This is a genomic window from Mycetocola sp., from assembly GCF_046716805.1.
Taxonomy (GTDB): Bacteria; Actinomycetota; Actinomycetes; order Actinomycetales; family Microbacteriaceae; genus Mycetocola_A.
The window spans coordinates 1-16411 of record NZ_JBKJWH010000071.1 but is presented as its reverse complement, the minus strand read 5'-3'; the positions used below and the strand labels follow the sequence as shown (position 1 = coordinate 16411).

Here is a 16411-nt window from a genome sequence, read left to right as displayed (position 1 = left end):
GAGGTTGAGGAGCACGACGACGGAGATGCCGGCGATCGCAAGGCTGGCAAGCCCCAGAAGACCGACAAAGAAGAGTTCAAGAGCGACGAGGTCCATGGCAGCAGTCTATCCCTGGAAGAGTGTCGCGAGGCCGAGCAGGGCCGCAGCGACGGCGAGAACGCCCACAACGCCGACGATGCTGATCGACAACCGGTCGATGAACCCGATCTTCTGGTGCGTGAGCAGCTGCACAATGAAGGCGAGCAGTGCGCAGGCCGCGAGGGTGAGCGACAACCAGGTGAACCGCAAACCGACCGGTGCGAAGATCGCTACGAGGATCGCCCCAGCGACGGCGACGCCCCAGACACCGAAGATGCCGCGCCAGGTGCGCGACGGGGTCATCGGAGCGTCGGTCATCCCTCTATCTTGCCTGAATACTGTGCGCCCCGTGGTCAGATCGTCGCCCCGGTCCGGGCGGTAGCCGAGCGAAAGCTAGTATGAGTCCACGTAATCACTGGAGGTCACACGTGGCGCAACTGTTGATTCTGACCTCACAGGTCGACAATGACGTGCTGCCGTCACTCGGCCTGCTCAGTCACCGTGTGCGTCAGATCCCTGCTCAGCCTGCCCAGCTCGTGAACGCGCCCTCGAGCGATCTGATCATGATCGACGCCAGGACGGACCTCGCCGGCGCCAAGTCGTTGTGCAAGATTCTGCGGACCACAGGACTCGCAGTTCCGCTCCTCGTCATCCTGACCGAAGGCGGACTCAGCGCTGTGAGCGCAGACTGGGGCGTCGACGACGTCCTCGTCGACATGGCCGGGCCGGCGGAGATCGACGCCAGGATCCGACTTGCCATCGGGCGGCAGGCGCTCGAACAGACGAGCACCAAGATCCAGACATCAGGCGTCGTCATCGACGAAGCGAGCTATTCGGCGAAAGTCCAGGGCAGGCCGCTCGACCTCACCTACAAGGAATTCGAACTGCTCCGCTTTCTCGCCGCCCACCCCTCGCGCGTCTTCACCCGGGAACAGCTGCTCAGTGAGGTGTGGGGTTACGACTACTTCGGCGGCACTCGAACGGTGGACGTGCATGTGCGGAGGCTGCGCGCGAAACTCGGCGAACTCGAGCAACTCATCGGTACCGTCCGCAACGTCGGCTACCGCTTCAACGTCTACGAGGATGACAGTGCCCCGGCCGATTCTGCGCGTTCGTGACATCACGGATGCCGCGCCTCGCGCCGCATTCGACCGACTCGTTCACCGCGCCGTCGCCGTTGACGGGGCAGCCCCGTTCAACGACCAGGCGCTCATCGATGTGGAAGCCGGCTCCCGGTCACTGCTCTTCGCCATTGCTCCGCCGGAGTCGCCTAGCGCTGTGGAGCTCCTCGTCGGGGCCGCCCTGATCGGAAACGGCGAACTCGAATTCGTCGTCGACCCGGAATGGCGGGGCACCGGGGTCGGCTCGTCGATGCTCAGCGAGATCCTCGCGAACGCTCCCCCAAAGCTGCTCGCCTGGGCCCACGGCGATCACCCCGCCTCCCGTTCGCTCGCCGTCCGCTTCGGCTTCGACCGGGTGCGGACGCTCCTTCAGCTGCGGATGTCGCTCTCGCCTTCCCCAGGAACATCGTCCCTCCCACCGGGCATCACCGCGTTCAGGCCAGGAATCGACGACGTCGAATGGGTGGAACTCAACGCCCGGGTGTTCGCCAGCCACCCGGAACAGGGTCGCATCACCGTCGACGATCTGCGCGCCCGTCAGTCGGAGCCGTGGTTCGACGCCGGAGACTTCCTGCTCGCCCGAGACGAGTCCGGCCGGCTGCTCGGCTACAACTGGCTCAAAGTCGATGCCGACCACGGCGAGGTCTACGTTCTCGGTGTCGGGGAACCCGGCCGGGGCCTCGGTCGCGCCCTCATGCTTGCCGGCCTGGATCGGTTGAGGGAGCGCGGGGTTCGCACGGCCTCCCTCTATGTGGAGGGGGACAACGAGCCGGCCGTTCGCCTGTACCGCTCGCTCGGTTTCACGGATTACGCCGTCGACGTCCAGTACCGCAGGAGAGACACGGACTGATTCCCGCTGCCTACCGGCCGAGCCCCGATCACGAGTCCCCGATTGTTCACCGGCGCCTGACACGCATCCCTGCCCATCGTGACAAGATATTGGGATGGCAACACAGAGCATCGCGCACGACTCGGGACTCCTCGGCGACGACGACGATTTCGATCCGGTATTCGAACGGGACGATCCCGCACTCCCCGAAGGCCGTTACCTTGACCGGGAGGTGAGCTGGCTCGCCTTCAACCAGCGCGTCCTGGAGCTCGCCGAAGACCCGACGGTGCCCACGCTCGAACGGGCCAACTTCCTCGCCATCTTCGCGTCGAACCTCGACGAATTCTTCATGGTTCGCGTTGCCGGCCTCAAACGACGGGTTTTGACGGGGCTCGCCGTGCCGACGAACGTCGGGCGTGCGCCCGCCGATGTGCTCAGCGACATCTCTGACAAGGCGCACGAGCTGCAGTCCCGTCACGCGCGCGCATGGTCCGAACTGGTGAAACCCGACCTCACCGCCGCTGGCGTGAGTGTCGTCACCTGGGAATCGCTCACCGACGACGACCGTGAGAGCCTTCGCGACTACTTCGGACAGCAGATCTTCCCGGTCCTCATGCCGCTGGCTGTCGACCCGGCGCATCCCTTCCCCTACATCTCCGGGCTCTCCCTCAACCTCGCGGTCCGGGTTCGCAACTCGAAAACCGGCCGGCAGGAGTTCGCCAGGCTCAAAGTTCCGCAGATGCTGCCCCGCTTCGTGCCGGTCGACCCGTCTGCCTCCCTCGACCAGGTGCGGTACATCCCGCTCGAGGACCTCATCGCCAACCACCTCGGTGACCTGTTTCCCGGAATGGAGATCATCGAACACCACGTTTTCCGCGTCACGCGGAACGAGGATGTCGAGATCGAAGAGGACGAAACCGAGAACCTCATCCAGGCCCTCGAGAAAGAACTTCTCCGACGCCGGTTCGGCCCGCCGATCCGGCTGGAGATCACCGAGGACATGGATGATGTGACCCTCGACCTTCTGGTGCGAGAGCTCGACGTCACCGACCAGGAGGTGTACCGCCTTCCTGCGCCACTCGACCTCGGCGGCTTGTTCAGCCTCTCCGGAATCGATCGCCCTGACCTGCGCTACCCGCCGCGGGTGCCGACCACCGTCATGCAGTTCCAGCCGGTCGAATCAAACGCCACGGCCGATATCTTCCGCGCGATCAGCCAGCAGGACGTCCTCGTCCACCACCCGTACGAGTCCTTCGCGACGAGCGTGCAGGCGTTCCTCGAGCAGGCCGCCGCCGACCCGCAGGTCCTCGCCATCAAGCAGACCCTGTATCGAACCTCCGGTGATTCCCCCATCGTCGAGGCGCTCATCGATGCGGCCGAAGCCGGCAAGCAGGTCCTCGCGCTCGTCGAGATCAAGGCCCGGTTCGACGAACAGGCGAACATCACCTGGGCTCGAAAGCTCGAGAAGGCGGGCGTTCACGTCGTGTACGGGCTCGTCGGGTTGAAGACGCACTGCAAGCTTGCTCTCGTCATCCGCGAGGAAAAGGGAACGCTCAAGCACTACAGCCACATCGGTACGGGCAACTACAACCCGAAAACCAGCCGGATCTATGAAGACCTCGGCCTGTTCACCGCGGACGCCCAGGTCGGCAAGGACCTCACCAGGCTGTTCAACGAACTCTCCGGGTACGCCATCGAGAAGAAGTTCAAGCGGCTTCTTGTCGCGCCGCTCCACCTGCGCAAAGGGCTGCTCAAGCACATCGACCAGGAACGCCGGAACGCCGAGGCAGGCAAGCCGAGCGGCATCCGGATCAAGGTCAACTCGATGGTCGATGAAGCGATCATCGACGGCCTGTACCGCGCCAGCCAGGCCGGTGTGCCCATCGACATCTGGGTGCGCGGGATCTGCGGCCTCAAACCGGGCCAGGAAGGCATGAGCGAGACAATCCGTGTGCGGTCCATTCTCGGTCGGTTCCTTGAACACTCCCGGATCTTCTCGTTCGTCAACGACGGGGACCCGCACGTCTTCATCGGCAGCGCCGACATGATGCACCGCAACCTCGACCGTCGGGTTGAGGCTCTCGTCCGACTGGTTTCCCCAGCACACCTCACCGAAATCGCGAGCCTTTTCGATGTGGCCATGGACGAGAACACGTCGACCTGGCACCTCGATGCGGACGGCGTGTGGGAACGTCACTCAACCGATGAATCCGGTGTGCCCCTCGTCGACATCCAGGATCGACTGATGCTCAAGACGAGTCTCCGGCGCCGGCCGAGGGCTCGACGGTGACCACGGCGGTTTACGCAGCGGGCGCCGTGTGCTGGCGTCGAATCGACGGCAAGGTCCACGTTCTCGTCATTCACCGCACGAAATACGCTGACGTGTCCCTGCCCAAGGGGAAGGTCGACCCGGGGGAATCGCTGCCGCAGACCGCTGTGCGCGAGATCCTCGAGGAGACCGGCCTGGCCGTCGTGCTCGGGGTGCCGCTCGGAGTCTCCCGCTACCCGCTGATCTCCGGTCGGGAGAAGATCGTGCACTACTGGGCGGCCGAGGTCAGGGACGGGGCGGTTCGGGAGTCGACTTTCGTGCCGAACGGCGAAGTGGCCGCCCTCGAGTGGGTGACCCCGCGCAAGGCCCGCACCTACCTGAGCCATGCCCCCGACCTCGAAATCCTCGACACCTTCACGAAGCTGCTGGAGGAGGGCGTCAGCTCCACCTTTGCGATCGTCGCGCTTCGACACGGTAAAGCGCTTGCGGCATCCGCGTGGGCCGGAACGGATGCCTCGCGTCCGCTGACCGCGCGCGGCGTCGAACAGGCGACGAGTATCGTGCCCACCTTGCAGGCGTTCGGCGTCCGGCGGGTCGTCTCGAGCACGGCCGTGCGATGCGCGACGACCGCAGCACCCCTTGCGGCGGCATCCGGGCTGGAATTGCGCCGAACCGATCTGATCAGCCAGGACGCCTGGGAACGCGGCGAAGCAGACGTCCGCAAGGTCGTCGGCAAGCGGGTGAAGTCACGCAAGACCGCGGTGCTGTGCAGCCACGGGCCCGTTCTCCCCGAGATTCTGCGAGAAATCGCCCTGGCCACCGGCAGTCTCTCCGGTTCGTACCTGTCCAGCGCCGCCGACCTGCCGACCGGCGCATTCAGCATCGTGCACCTCTCGGCAACGAACCCGAGCTCGGGTATCATCTCGATTGAAACTCATGTACCCCGGGCCTGAGCCCTTCTCCCGATGGATGGTCGGGTGTCGTTAACCTCCCGTTCACCATTGTGAGGGACTCTCGTTAAGCCGGTTGCCTATCGTTCTTCGTGGGCCTGCACCGGTCCGTCCCGAAATCACAATGAATGGACACAATTCCGTGAAGTTCACCAAGTTCGGCCGCGTCGCGGCCGTCGCGGCACTCGCCGCTCTCACCCTGACCTCCTGTGCCGCTAACGAAGGCACAGCAGCCGGAGACAGCACCGATGTCGAGAGCAAGCTCACCGGCACCCTCGTCGGCGGCGGCGCATCGTCGCAGCAGTCTGCCCAGGAAGCCTGGGTTGCAGCATTCCAGGGAATGCACCCCGATGTCACCGTCGAGTACGACCCCGCCGGTTCCGGTGCTGGGCGCGACACCTTCATCGCCGGCGGCAGCGCCTTCGCCGGTTCGGACCGTGCGTTCAAGGACGAGGAACTCGCCGAAGACAACTTCGCAGCCTGCGTCCCGGGCACCGGACTTGTCGAACTGCCCGCGTACATCTCGCCGATCGCGGTTGTCTTCAACCTCGAGGGTGTCGACAGCCTCAACCTCGACCCCGCAACCATTGCAGGCATCTTCGCCGGCACCATCACCAACTGGAACGACGAAGCCATCGTCTCCCAGAACCCGGACGCCGAGCTGCCTGACCAGGCAATCACCCCCGTCCACCGTGCGGACGACTCGGGCACCACCGAGAACTTCACCGATTACCTCAACGTCACCGCACCTGACGTGTGGACCTGGGAAGCCGACGGCGTGTGGCCGGATGCCGTCACGGGCGGCGAAGCTGCACAGCAGACCTCTGGCGTCATCGACGCAGTCACCTCGGGCACCGGCACCATCGGTTACGCCGACGCCTCGCGCGCCGGTGACCTCGGCACCATCTCGGTGAAGGTCGGCGAAGAGTACGTGCCGTACTCCGCTGAAGCTGCCGCCGCAATCGTCGACGCTTCGCCTGCCGCTGAAGGTCGTGGCGAAGGAGACCTCGCGATCGAACTCGACCGCGCGTCGACCGAAGCCGGCGTCTACCCGATCGTCCTGATCAGCTACCTGATCGGCTGCACCGAGTACGAAGACGCTGACTCTGCCAAGCTCGTCAAGGAGTACTTCAGCTATATTGTGAGCGAGGATGGCCAGAAGGTCAGCGCGGAAGCCGCCGGTTCCGCACCGATCTCATCCGACATTGCCGAGAAGTCTGCGGCAGCGATCGAACTCATCAAGTAAACACTCCCCCGTTGACCCCGGTTGCCGCCTGAAAAGGCAGCAACCGGGGTTGCACCGGTTGCGGTCCGTCCGCCCCCTCCCCGTCCATCTCCACCCGAACCCCAGGGGGAACCCAGCAGATGTCGTCGCCAGCGGTTGTTCGCACCGAAAGCGCTCCGCCTCCCAAACCCGTTCAGCGCCTCGGCGACCGGATCTTCTCAGGATCGACGCTCACAGCGGGCGCGCTCATCCTCGCCACCCTCGCCGCCGTCGCCGCCTTCCTCGTGGTACAGAGCGCACCCGCCCTCACCGAGAACCCTGAAGACATCTCGATCTTCACCTCAGGTGAAACCTTCTGGACGTATGTCTGGCCGCTGATCTTCGGCACCCTCTGGTCATCCGCACTCGCACTCCTCATGGCCGTGCCCCTCGCTATCGGCATCGCCCTCTTCATCTCGCACTACGCGCCGCGCCGCCTCGCCCAGGGCCTCGGGTACATCATCGACCTGCTCGCGGCTGTTCCCTCCGTCGTTTTCGGCCTGTGGGGAGCGAACACCCTTGCCCCCATGGTTCAGCCGTTCTACCTCTGGCTCACCGAGAACCTCGGCTGGATTCCACTCTTCGCCCCGCCGGCATCCGGCACCGGTCGCACCATCCTGACGGCGTCGGTCGTCCTTGCCGTGATGATTCTTCCGATCATCACGGCGCTCTGCCGTGAGGTCTTCCTGCAGACTCCTGTGCTCCACGAAGAGGCGGCTCTCGCCCTCGGTGCGACGCGCTGGGAAATGATCCGCATGACCGTCCTGCCGTTCGGCCGCGCCGGCATCGTGTCCGCGTCCATGCTCGGCCTCGGCCGTGCACTGGGCGAAACGATGGCCGTCGCCATGGTGCTGTCGTCCTCCGGGGCCATCAGCTTCGCCCTTCTCACCTCGTCGAACCCGAGCACCATCGCCGCGAACATCGCGCTCAGCTTCCCCGAGGCGTACGGGCTCAACGTCAACGTCCTCATTGCCACCGGCCTGATGTTGTTCGCGATCACCCTCGTGGTGAATGCGATAGCGCGCTACATCATCAACCGCCGCAAGGAATTTTCGGGAGCGAACTAATGGCACAGACAGCAACTGCCCCGCCCCGGCTCTCCGGCTCGGGTTCCGGCTCGAGTAACGGTGTGAACGGTTCGAACGGCGGCCCGGGTGCCATGCCGAACGTCTACGCGAGTGGTCGCCTCGGCAAGTCGGTGCCATGGATCGTGCTCGGCGGCTCGCTGCTTGTCAGCATTGCGATCTTCGCGCTGCTTCAGGCGGCATCCGGGGGCGGCTTCAACGTCGCCGGCGCGGTCGTCCTCACCGGTGTCCTCAACGGGTTGGCCATCTACCTGACCGCACTTCTGGTCGAGGGTTCACGCCAGGCCAAGGACCGCCTCGTCACCACCCTCGTGTCCAGCGCCTTCATCGTCGCTCTGGCCCCCCTGATCTCATTGTTCATCACCGTGCTTTCGCGCGGAACGGCTCGATTCGACCTGCAGTTGTTCTCCGAATCGATGCGGAACGTCGTGGGTGAGGGCGGCGGCGTGCTCCACGCCATTGTCGGAACGCTCATCATGACGGGCATCGCGACGATCATCTCCGTTCCGATCGGTCTGCTGACGTCGATCTACCTCGTGGAGTACGGCCGTGGGGCGCTCGCCCGCGCGATCACGTTCTTCGTCGACGTCATGACCGGCATCCCCTCCATCGTCGCCGGACTGTTCGCCTATGCCCTCTTCGCCATTTTCTTCGGCCCGGGCATCCGGCTCGGAGTCGCCGGCGCCGTCGCGCTGAGCGTGCTGATGATCCCTGTCGTGGTCCGTTCGAGTGAAGAGATGCTGCGCCTCGTGCCCAACGAACTCCGCGAAGCAGCCTTCGCGCTCGGAGTACCGAAGTGGCTGACCATCCTCAAGGTGGTTCTGCCCACGTCGATCGCGGGAATCACAACCGGTGTCATGCTGGCCATCGCCCGAGTGATCGGTGAGACCGCTCCACTGCTGATCGCTGCCGGCTTCACATCCAACATGAATTACAACGCCTTCGAAGGACGCATGCAGAGCCTGCCCGTCTTCGTCTACAGCTCCTACGTGAGCCAGGGCACCGACGCACAGGCGTACCTCGACCGCGCCTGGGCTGCCGCCCTCACTCTCATCCTCATCGTGATGGCACTCAACCTCATCGCGAGACTCGTCGCCCGGGCCTTCTCCCCCAAGCTCGGCCGTTAGCACCAAAGGAAACCATGTCCAAGCGCATCGAAGTCAAAGACCTCAACGTCTACTACAGCAAGTTCCTCGCGGTGGAAGATGTCTCCCTCACGATCGAACCGCGAAGCGTCACCGCCTTCATCGGCCCGTCCGGCTGCGGCAAGTCCACCTTCATCCGCACGCTCAACCGCATGCACGAGGTCATCCCAGGCGCCCGCGTCGAGGGAGAAGTTCTCGTCGACGGCGACAACCTTTACGGACCGGGCGTCGATCCTGTCCTCGTTCGCCGGAACATCGGCATGGTGTTCCAGCGGCCGAACCCGTTCCCCACTATGTCGATCCGCGAAAACGTGCTCGCCGGTGTGACACTCAACAACCGCCGCATGGCGAAGTCGACCGCAGACGACCTGGTCGAAAAATCCCTTCAGGGAGCCAACCTGTGGAAAGAGGTCAAGGACCGGCTCGACAAGCCCGGCTCCAGCCTCTCCGGCGGTCAGCAGCAGCGCCTGTGCATCGCCCGCGCCATTGCCGTTGAACCGGACGTTCTGTTGATGGACGCGCCGTGCTCGGCCCTCGACCCCATCTCGACGCTCGCGATCGAGGACCTCATCGAGGAACTCAAGAACGAGTACACGATCGTGATCGTCACCCACAACATGCAGCAGGCGTCGCGTGTGTCGGACCGCACTGCGTTCTTCAACATCGCCGGTACCGGCAAGCCGGGCAAGCTCATCGAGTACGACGACACCAACACGATTTTCACTCAGCCGAGCGTGCAGGCGACGGAGGATTACGTCTCGGGGCGCTTCGGATAACGTCCGCGGTCCGAGTTCGGCCGGGGGGCACACGAAAAGCAGGAGATCCGATCGCATCTCCTGCTTTCGTCGTTTCCTCGGCTACGCCGTGTGGATGACGATGAGGGGGTCGGTGGTGGGCTGCTCCGAGCCGCCCGCCGGTTCCACGGTCACTCCGACGGCGTCGCCGGCTGCCATGGTTCCTTCGAGGATGCGCCAGCTGTCGCCGGAGCCCGTTGTGTTGAACGTTCCCGCCGAGATCGGTCCGTCCTCGCCGATGTACCAGAGTTCGTAGGTCTGTTCGTCGCTGAGCGAAGCGAGACCGTCGACGACGAGCACAGACTGGCCCAGTTCGCCCGACCAGACCAGGGTGGCGACGACACGCTTGTCGTCGCGGATGTTCGTCAGCTTGACCGTCTCACGCTGGGCGTCTGGCTGCGCATTGATGTGCGCGAGCTGCAGAGCCTCCGGAAGCCCGTTGCCGTTGTTGAGCGCGCTGGTGAGGCCGTTCACGCCGAGGAGCACGGCGACGAGGGCGGCTGCCGCAACCGCCGCTGAGAGCGGCTGGGTGTACCAGCGACGGCTGGCCTTGCGTTGGGCGCTGCCCTCAGGCCTGGCGGTGGCCGCTTTGGTGGTCGCGGCGGCTTGAACCGATGTCGGCCGAACGGGCTGCGCGTCAGGGGTGCCTTCCTGGGTCGACGCCACCGGGCCCGGTGTCACCGCGTGGTTCGAGGCATCCGTCAGAGAATTCCTGACGCGAGGAAGCTGCGGGGTCGAAGCAATCGCAGCGAGCACGCTTACCCGAAGGGCAGCGGACGGCTCGACCGGTTCAGCGTCGAAGCCGAGCAGCGCGGCAGCCTCACCGAGGCTTTCCGCCTCGCGACGAGCGTCGGTGGATGCGGCGAGGTGGCGTTCGTATTCGGCCTTTTCGTCTGCATCGAGTGCGTCGAGGGCGTACGCTCCTGCAAGTTGTGCCGGATCCCGGTTCTCGGTCATGATGCCACCCCCATCTCGTCTCGTAGTCTCATCATTCCGTCACGGAGACGGGTCTTCACGGTTCCGAGGGGCACGGCAAGGATGTCGGCGACCTCGCTTTGGCTGTATCCGCCGTAGTAGGCCAACGACACAGCCTGTCGCTGGATTTCGGTGAGCTTCGCCATGGCCTGGCTCACTCTCTCGTGTTCGATGGAGATTTCCGCAGCCTCTGCTACCTGATCGAAAGCCGCCGGGAAATCTCGGATGCCGATCCTCACGTCACGGTCCCGGCCCGCCTGCGATGCGCGAACCCGGTCGATCGCCCGGCGGTGGGCGATGGTCAGGATCCAGGAGGCGGCAGCTCCCCTGCCCGGTTCGAAACGGGTGGCGTTCTGCCAGATCTCCAGGAAAACTTCCTGGGCGACTTCCTCGGATTGGGCGTGGTCGAGGAGAACCTTGCGGATCAATCCGAGGACGCGAGGAGCGAGGAGGTCGTACAAGGAGGCGAAAGCCTGCTGGTCGCCGGCGGCAACGCGGCCGAGCAGCGCCTCGAGTGCCAACGGGACAGCGGCCACGTCGCTCTCGGTACCTGGTGCATTTTCCACAAGAACTAGCATGTCAGGTTCCTCGCCGTCGCGCTGACGCCGCTCGGGCGGGCGTCGATATGGTACCGGCGCCCGCCCTCGCGTTGAAGAGGTGTTACTCGATGTCCTGGTCTTCAGCGATGGCTCCGGCGATGGCCGTTGCGGTCATCGGCATGTGGCCGGCTGCTTCCTTCAGGAGGGTGTAGTACTGGGGGTCACCGGCGATGTTGGCGTCGATGGCGGCGATCAGCGTTGTGGCGTGCATTCCGAGCGCCTCTTCGACAGCGTCAGCCGGGAGGGTCGGGACGACCGAGTTCAGCAATTCGCCGAAGCTTGCCGCGTACGCGGTGAGGTCAGCAACTGCTTTGTCCGACATCGCCTGGTCGCCGGTCGCTTCGCCCAGGGTGTAGTCGACGAAGAACCCGATGTGCTCGCGCCAGGACTCGAGGAACGGCTCCTCGGCCTCGGGGTAGACGGATCCTACGGCTGCGGCGATCTCCACCGAGTTCGCATCGAGGGCTGCGACCGCGCCGGCCGTCTTGGCTTCGGTCAGGTCGCCGCCCGCGGCGAGTGCAGCGTTGATCGCTCCGCCTGCGAGGTAAACGTGATCGCTGAACAGGGCGGTCAGCCCGGCACGCAGTCCGGCGCCGTCACTGTTGACAGTGTCGACCATCTCCGTGCTCGCGGCGGGCTTGTCCTCGCTCTTGGACGTGGAGTCACTTGCGGCACCCATGCTGCAGCCGGAAAGGAGCAGTGCTGCGGCGAGTGCTGCGCCGACGAGTGGTGTTGCCTTTTTCATGACGTTCTCCTTGGAATGTGCCCTGGTGGGCGGGTATGACGGGGGTGGTTGGTTTCGATCGCCAGCGTCGGCGGTCATCCCTCTTCGACAACCACGGTGGCGTTCATGCCGTCGTGGATGTCGCAGAAGTAGTGGTACGTCCCGGCAGTCTCGAAGGTGTACGAAAACGTGCCACCTTCCTCGCCGAGCTTTTCGTCGAAGAGCCCGTCGGCGGCTTCGCTCGCGCGAAGGCCGGTGGTCTCGTCGACGTCAGAGAACGTCCCACTCGTGATGGTGTGGGTTATCGATTCTCCGTTGACCCAGGTGACCATGTCCCCGGCCGAGACCGTGAGGGTCTCCGGCATGAAGTTGAGGCTCACCAGGGTGACGTCGCTGTCAACAGCCTTTTGGGTGCTGGTTGATGCGTTTGACTCCGTCGCTGCCGGAACACTCGGTGTGCAGCCGGTGAGGCTGAGCGCACCGAGAACCAGCATCGCCGGGAGGGCGAGGCGGGTGCGGAACCGAAGCTGCGAAGTCATGCAAGCGATTCGGCACGGGGCGCGAACTGGTTTGCCCGGGACGCTCGATCCCAGCGAACTGCCAGACTTCGCGAAGCCGGGCCGCGCCACGTCGTCACATAAGCGCGTTAACTGAAGGTGCCGGGCCGCAAAACGCCTCTCGGCGGAAGGCCGCTCGCGGCGGCAAAAATTGGAGCCCGGGGTTATGCGGCCCGGCTCGACCAAGTGTAGCAAGCGCAAAGCGGCGATGAGGGGTGTTCACCAGCCGCGAACAATTGCGCGGATTCAGCGGTGCAGCGCGTAGATGCGGAGCCCGCCCTCCACGATGCGTACCGTCGACAGGTAGCCGCCCTGTGGCATCCCGCCGTCTCCCACTTCGCGCTGAACCTCGCCGTCGTGCGCGAAGCCGGGTGCCTGGCCCTCCCTCGGAAGCACGGCGGTGACGAGGTTCTGCGCGGTGAACGATTCCACGGTCGAGCCGACGGGCATCAGCCGCAACCGGGCGAGGACCGCACTGGTTCGCCGACCGAACGACAGCGCGGCTACCGCGTGGGCACGGCTCCGAGCGTGCAGGATGCGGATGTCGAGCACTCCGTCGTCCAGTCGGCGACGTTGTAGCGGGGCGGGGATGTTGGCATGGTTGCGGTTGATGCCCACGAACAACGACCAGGCCCGGATCGGCCGACCGTCCAGGACGAGCTCAACGGCTTCCGCTCGCCTCAGGACCCGGACCGCGGATACGATCCCTGCCACCCACTTACCGAGGAGAACCTCGTGTTCCTCCCGTTCAGCGACGAAGTCGGGGTAGATCCCCACGGATGCGGCGTTGAGCACCGTTTCGGGTTCCCCGGTGCCCAGCTGCAACTCGCCGACGTCGACGAGGAGTCCTTCGCCTGCAGCGAGCGCTGCGACGGCGTCCTCGATCGATCCAACGCCAGCGGTTCGGGCGAAATGGTTGAAAGTCCCGCCAGGCACGACGAGGAGCGGCAGCCCGGTTTCCCGAGCCAGGTGGGCGACCGACGCCGCCGTACCGTCGCCGCCGCAGACGCCGAGGATGCGCGGCCGCGGTTCGGCCTCGAGCGCCCCCTGGACGACCGCTGAGACGTCTTCGCCTTCGGCGAGGAGATGAATGTGCGCATCGGGGAGCAGGCGAGCGAGGATCGGTGCCGGGTCGGGCCGGGTGACGACCGCACGACCGGATGACGGGTTCCGCACCAGGAACACCCCGTCGCCTGTGGGGGCCGCCGGGAGCGGGATCGGAGTTCCGCCGTGCCGCTCGGGCGTGCGCCGCGGCACCGGGAGGAGCAGCCTGCCGAGAACGGCGACGCTTGCGCCGATGGCGATGCCGCCGAGGACATCGGAGAGCCAGTGCGCTCCGGTGTGTAGCCGGGAGTACGCCACGGCACCGGCGACGGGAGCCGTCACCGCTCCGATCTGCGGTGACTCCAGCGCGACACCGGTGGCGAACGCGGCAGCGCTGGCGGAATGCCCGGAGGGGAACGACCCGGATTCCGGGTGCTTCGCCAGGCGGCGCCCGACGGGGATGTCCTTGAGCAACGGCCGGTCGCCGCCGAAGATCTGTTTGCCGACGAGGTTGGCGAGCGCACTGGCGACCGTGAGGGATGCCACCCCACGCAGCGCGGCGCGGTAGCGGGTCAGCAGGATGAGGACGGTGGCAGCGGTGAACCAGAGAACGCCGCGATCGGCGGAGTGCGACAGCCGGACGAAACCGCGATCCAGCGACGGATGCACCCGGCGACCGTTGATCCGCCGGCCGGCCGCCGCATCAAGGCGGCGAACCCACGCGGGCAGAACCCTTACACGCCGAAGCACAACGAATGGGTGTGCCAAACGGCTCGGGCTCATGACGCAACAGTAGTGAGCGACGCCGTCGCGCGGGAGGGGTCAGTCGAGCGACTCGTGCCGCCAGAGCTTCGCACAGCTCGAGAGCTCGTCGGCCACGGTCGACAGCCGCAACGCTCGGGTCGTGAGGGTCGCGGATCTGGCGGGTTCTGCAGCATCCGAATCGTCGGCGACGCTGGCGCTGCCGGCCGCTGACACCCGGCAGAACGCTGCGGCCCTCTCGAGGGCGACGGCGAAATCACCGTCGAAGATGCCGCGGAGGATTTGGTCGGCCAGCGTGATGATCTCGTCGGGTCCGGTCGGCATTGACGCGCCGGCCACCACCGGGTCGATGGTGCCGATGATCTCGCTCCCCCGCTGGAACAGGAAGCTCGACTCGTGCGGGTCTTCACGGATCATCAACCGGAGCAGGTAGATCCGCCACAGAGCGCCGGGAAGGCTGCGCGGCGTCGCCCGCGACCAGAGTTCAGCGATGGTGTCGATGCCGTGTTCATCGGTATAGACGACCAACCGCTCGACCACATCCGGGTCCGGGTCGACGCGAACCCGCGCCAGGAGCGCCATCGCGGTTTCGTGCGCAATGCGGCTCGACTCCGCCGGGTCGATCCCGCCGACGAACGATTCGAAGATCTTGCCAGGAAATTTGGTGGGCTTGTGGAAGTCCTCAGCCATAAGCTTCCCCCTCTCGCAATGGGCAACGCTTAACGGTACTCCGCGCCCACGCCGTGTGGGTGGTCACATCGGTCAGCTGGAACCGGTAGATTAAGTGTGTTGGGGCCTCTAGCTCAGTTGGTAGAGCATCGGACTTTTAATCCGCGGGTCGCCGGTTCGAGCCCGGCGGGGCCCACCCTCCGTATCCGCATCACCGCCTCCTCAGGGCATAGTCTTGGCGGATGCTGACTGCAGGTGTTGATCTCGCCGCCGGAAGTAAGGGCACAGCCCTGGCCGTTCTCGACTGGCGGGACTCTCGAGCCACCCTGATCGAACTCCATCTGGGTGTCGAGGATGCTCAGATAGCCCGCACTGCCGGTAGCGTTGACAAGCTGGGTATCGATTGCGCACTCGGCTGGCCCGACGAGTTCGTCCACTTCGTCGTCGCGCACGCCGGCCACGATTCGCGTTCCCCTCGAGTCGACGGCGGCCTGGACTGGCGTCGCACCCTCGCCTATCGGGAGACCGACCGGGAAGTACGCCGCCACACGGGGCGGTGGCCGCTCAGTGTGTCCACGGACCGGCTGGGGCTCACTGCCATGCGGTGCGCCGGCCTTCTCGCTCGCATCGTCGAGGCCGGCATCGACGTGGACCGCGCGGGCGCGGGAGTCGTCGTCGAGGTCTACCCGGGCGCCTCCCTCCGCCGGTGGGGCTTCGAGACGAGGGGCTACCGTGCGTCGACGGAGAGCCGGGCGGCCCTTCTGCGGGGGATACAGCAGACGGCGCCGGAGCTGGACGTCGGGAGCTTCGCGGACCTGATGATCGCTTCAGCGGATGCATTCGACGCCGTCGTCGCGTCTCTTGCTGCGCGGAACGCGTTCCTCGGTACCTATTGGCCGCCGCCGCCAGAGCTCCTGGCGCGGGCACGCCGAGAAGGCTGGATCGCATTGCCCACCGGAGCGCTCGGCGATCTCTTCCCCGAGCGCCAGTAAGCCGGCACCACCTCCGCGAGTTGCCGGGGATGAGGGGTTGCCCCCGCTGTGGACCCCTCGAACCCAGCAATTCGCGGGGTCATTTCAGGTTCACCGGCACCACATGGACACAGCAGTAGCCATCCGTTCGCGGCTCGAAGTCGACCCGTCGGTTGCACTCCCCCGCTCCCTCGGCTGCTCCCTCCAGCATGGCCGCGTTGGCGCTGCAGATCGTCTGGGTATGGCTTCTCGCCAGCCGATGGAATGGGCAGTTGCTCAGAAGCAACCCACCGGCAGCGTCATCCACCGGTTCGTAGCCGGTCGACTCGAGGACGGCATCGAGGCTCCCTTCCGAGGCACCGAGGGCACGGCCGAACTCGGCGGAAACGCGGTCGAGGGTCTCGCGGATCGGGTTCCCGGTGCGATCCGACTCCTCGACGGCTGAGCTCAGGAGTTCGGCCGCGAGATCGTAATGGCGTTCGGGAACGGAAGCGGAAACCTCGGCCGCCGCCCCGCGGGTCAGTTTGGCCGGGCGGCCCCCGCCGGGCCCCCCCATACCGCGGGGCCCGGGGGAT

The 16411-nt window shown here is 65.6% G+C and carries 16 protein-coding genes, 1 tRNA gene and 1 pseudogene; 10 read left to right on the top strand and 8 right to left on the bottom strand.

The genetic code is table 11. From position 1 onward, the window contains the following. Positions 1 to 105: 105 nt before the first annotated feature. Complete coding sequence (locus ACLQ62_RS05715) at positions 106 to 396, bottom strand: hypothetical protein (protein WP_411720697.1); 291 nt, start codon at positions 394 to 396, stop codon at positions 106 to 108. Between the two features lie 110 nt (positions 397 to 506). Here ACLQ62_RS05715 and ACLQ62_RS05710 point away from each other — a divergent pair, with 110 nt between their 5' ends. The 8 genes from ACLQ62_RS05710 to pstB all read left to right on the top strand — a co-directional run bounded on the left by ACLQ62_RS05710 (position 507) and on the right by pstB (position 9517). Beyond that, entirely contained in the window at positions 507 to 1196 is a 690-nt protein-coding gene (locus tag ACLQ62_RS05710) for a DNA-binding response regulator (RefSeq protein WP_411720696.1), read from the top strand. Further along, positions 1162 to 2049, top strand: coding sequence for a mycothiol synthase (mshD, locus tag ACLQ62_RS05705; RefSeq protein ID WP_411720695.1), 888 nt, complete (start codon positions 1162 to 1164; stop codon positions 2047 to 2049). The genes ACLQ62_RS05710 and mshD overlap by 35 nt, the downstream gene beginning before the upstream one ends. Positions 2050 to 2143: 94 nt before the next feature. After that, positions 2144 to 4318 carry an RNA degradosome polyphosphate kinase gene (locus ACLQ62_RS05700; protein WP_411720694.1) on the top strand — a complete coding sequence of 725 codons (2175 nt, stop codon included), beginning with the start codon at positions 2144 to 2146 and terminating at the stop codon, positions 4316 to 4318. Next, positions 4315 to 5250: an NUDIX hydrolase gene (locus ACLQ62_RS05695; RefSeq protein ID WP_411720693.1), complete on the top strand. Its 936-nt coding sequence runs from the start codon at positions 4315 to 4317 to the stop codon at positions 5248 to 5250. Before ACLQ62_RS05700 ends, ACLQ62_RS05695 begins: the two co-directional genes overlap by 4 nt. A 139-nt stretch (positions 5251 to 5389) precedes the next feature. Further along, positions 5390 to 6493: a phosphate ABC transporter substrate-binding protein PstS gene (locus ACLQ62_RS05690; RefSeq protein WP_411720692.1), complete on the top strand. Its 1104-nt coding sequence runs from the start codon at positions 5390 to 5392 to the stop codon at positions 6491 to 6493. 119 nt (positions 6494 to 6612) lie between these two features. Beyond that, positions 6613 to 7578, top strand: coding sequence for a phosphate ABC transporter permease subunit PstC (pstC, locus tag ACLQ62_RS05685; RefSeq protein ID WP_411720691.1), 966 nt, complete (start codon positions 6613 to 6615; stop codon positions 7576 to 7578). A 92-nt stretch (positions 7579 to 7670) separates the two neighbouring features. Continuing rightward, a complete protein-coding gene (gene pstA / locus ACLQ62_RS05680; RefSeq protein WP_411720725.1) occupies positions 7671 to 8723 on the top strand; it encodes a phosphate ABC transporter permease PstA in 1053 nt (350 codons plus the stop codon). Positions 8724 to 8737: 14 nt separating this feature from the next. After that, positions 8738 to 9517: a phosphate ABC transporter ATP-binding protein PstB gene (gene pstB / locus ACLQ62_RS05675; protein ID WP_411720690.1), complete on the top strand. Its 780-nt coding sequence runs from the start codon at positions 8738 to 8740 to the stop codon at positions 9515 to 9517. A gap of 81 nt (positions 9518 to 9598) precedes the next feature. Here the strand turns inward: pstB and ACLQ62_RS05670 are convergent, their stop codons facing one another. The 6 genes from ACLQ62_RS05670 to ACLQ62_RS05645 form a co-directional block, all read right to left on the bottom strand. Further along, positions 9599 to 10492, bottom strand: coding sequence for an anti-sigma factor domain-containing protein (locus ACLQ62_RS05670; protein WP_411720689.1), 894 nt, complete (start codon positions 10490 to 10492; stop codon positions 9599 to 9601). Further along, entirely contained in the window at positions 10489 to 11088 is a 600-nt protein-coding gene (gene sigK, locus ACLQ62_RS05665) for an ECF RNA polymerase sigma factor SigK (RefSeq protein WP_411720688.1), read from the bottom strand. The genes ACLQ62_RS05670 and sigK overlap by 4 nt, the downstream gene beginning before the upstream one ends. Positions 11089 to 11170: 82 nt before the next feature. Beyond that, positions 11171 to 11854 (bottom strand): hypothetical protein, encoded by a 684-nt coding sequence (locus ACLQ62_RS05660; protein WP_411720687.1) that lies wholly within the window; start codon positions 11852 to 11854, stop codon positions 11171 to 11173. A gap of 74 nt (positions 11855 to 11928) precedes the next feature. After that, positions 11929 to 12372, bottom strand: a complete 444-nt coding sequence (locus ACLQ62_RS05655; protein ID WP_411720686.1) for a plastocyanin/azurin family copper-binding protein — start codon at positions 12370 to 12372, stop codon at positions 11929 to 11931. Between the two features lie 264 nt (positions 12373 to 12636). After that, positions 12637 to 14217 carry a bifunctional phosphatase PAP2/diacylglycerol kinase family protein gene (locus ACLQ62_RS05650; RefSeq protein WP_411720685.1) on the bottom strand — a complete coding sequence of 527 codons (1581 nt, stop codon included), beginning with the start codon at positions 14215 to 14217 and terminating at the stop codon, positions 12637 to 12639. Between the two features lie 39 nt (positions 14218 to 14256). Next, positions 14257 to 14886 (bottom strand): DNA-directed RNA polymerase subunit beta, encoded by a 630-nt coding sequence (locus tag ACLQ62_RS05645; protein WP_411720684.1) that lies wholly within the window; start codon positions 14884 to 14886, stop codon positions 14257 to 14259. Positions 14887 to 14988: 102 nt separating this feature from the next. On the opposite strand from ACLQ62_RS05645, the gene ACLQ62_RS05640 reads away from it, so the two are divergent. Together ACLQ62_RS05640 and ACLQ62_RS05635 are read left to right on the top strand one after the other, a co-directional pair. Next, positions 14989 to 15061: transfer RNA gene (locus ACLQ62_RS05640), tRNA-Lys, on the top strand. Positions 15062 to 15107: 46 nt separating this feature from the next. Then, entirely contained in the window at positions 15108 to 15857 is a 750-nt protein-coding gene (locus ACLQ62_RS05635; protein WP_411720683.1) for a DUF429 domain-containing protein, read from the top strand. Positions 15858 to 15936: 79 nt separating this feature from the next. Here ACLQ62_RS05635 and ACLQ62_RS05630 read toward each other — a convergent pair. After that, positions 15937 to 16411: pseudogene (locus ACLQ62_RS05630) on the bottom strand (transcriptional regulator); the annotation flags it as partial.

What these genes read in the sequence shown, in the direction of transcription:
- ACLQ62_RS05715 (WP_411720697.1), bottom strand. Translation starts at nt 396, where the DNA reads ATGACCGACGCTCCGATGACCCCGTCGCGCACCTGGCGCGGCATCTTC.
- mshD (WP_411720695.1), top strand. Translation starts at nt 1,162, where the DNA reads ATGACAGTGCCCCGGCCGATTCTGCGCGTTCGTGACATCACGGATGCC.
- ACLQ62_RS05700 (WP_411720694.1), top strand. Translation starts at nt 2,144, where the DNA reads ATGGCAACACAGAGCATCGCGCACGACTCGGGACTCCTCGGCGACGAC.
- pstC (WP_411720691.1), top strand. Translation starts at nt 6,613, where the DNA reads ATGTCGTCGCCAGCGGTTGTTCGCACCGAAAGCGCTCCGCCTCCCAAA.
- pstA (WP_411720725.1), top strand. Translation starts at nt 7,671, where the DNA reads ATGCCGAACGTCTACGCGAGTGGTCGCCTCGGCAAGTCGGTGCCATGG.
- pstB (WP_411720690.1), top strand. Translation starts at nt 8,738, where the DNA reads ATGTCCAAGCGCATCGAAGTCAAAGACCTCAACGTCTACTACAGCAAG.
- ACLQ62_RS05670 (WP_411720689.1), bottom strand. Translation starts at nt 10,492, where the DNA reads ATGACCGAGAACCGGGATCCGGCACAACTTGCAGGAGCGTACGCCCTC.
- sigK (WP_411720688.1), bottom strand. Translation starts at nt 11,088, where the DNA reads ATGCTAGTTCTTGTGGAAAATGCACCAGGTACCGAGAGCGACGTGGCC.
- ACLQ62_RS05660 (WP_411720687.1), bottom strand. Translation starts at nt 11,854, where the DNA reads ATGAAAAAGGCAACACCACTCGTCGGCGCAGCACTCGCCGCAGCACTG.
- ACLQ62_RS05655 (WP_411720686.1), bottom strand. Translation starts at nt 12,372, where the DNA reads ATGACTTCGCAGCTTCGGTTCCGCACCCGCCTCGCCCTCCCGGCGATG.
- ACLQ62_RS05650 (WP_411720685.1), bottom strand. Translation starts at nt 14,217, where the DNA reads ATGAGCCCGAGCCGTTTGGCACACCCATTCGTTGTGCTTCGGCGTGTA.
- ACLQ62_RS05645 (WP_411720684.1), bottom strand. Translation starts at nt 14,886, where the DNA reads ATGGCTGAGGACTTCCACAAGCCCACCAAATTTCCTGGCAAGATCTTC.
- ACLQ62_RS05635 (WP_411720683.1), top strand. Translation starts at nt 15,108, where the DNA reads ATGCTGACTGCAGGTGTTGATCTCGCCGCCGGAAGTAAGGGCACAGCC.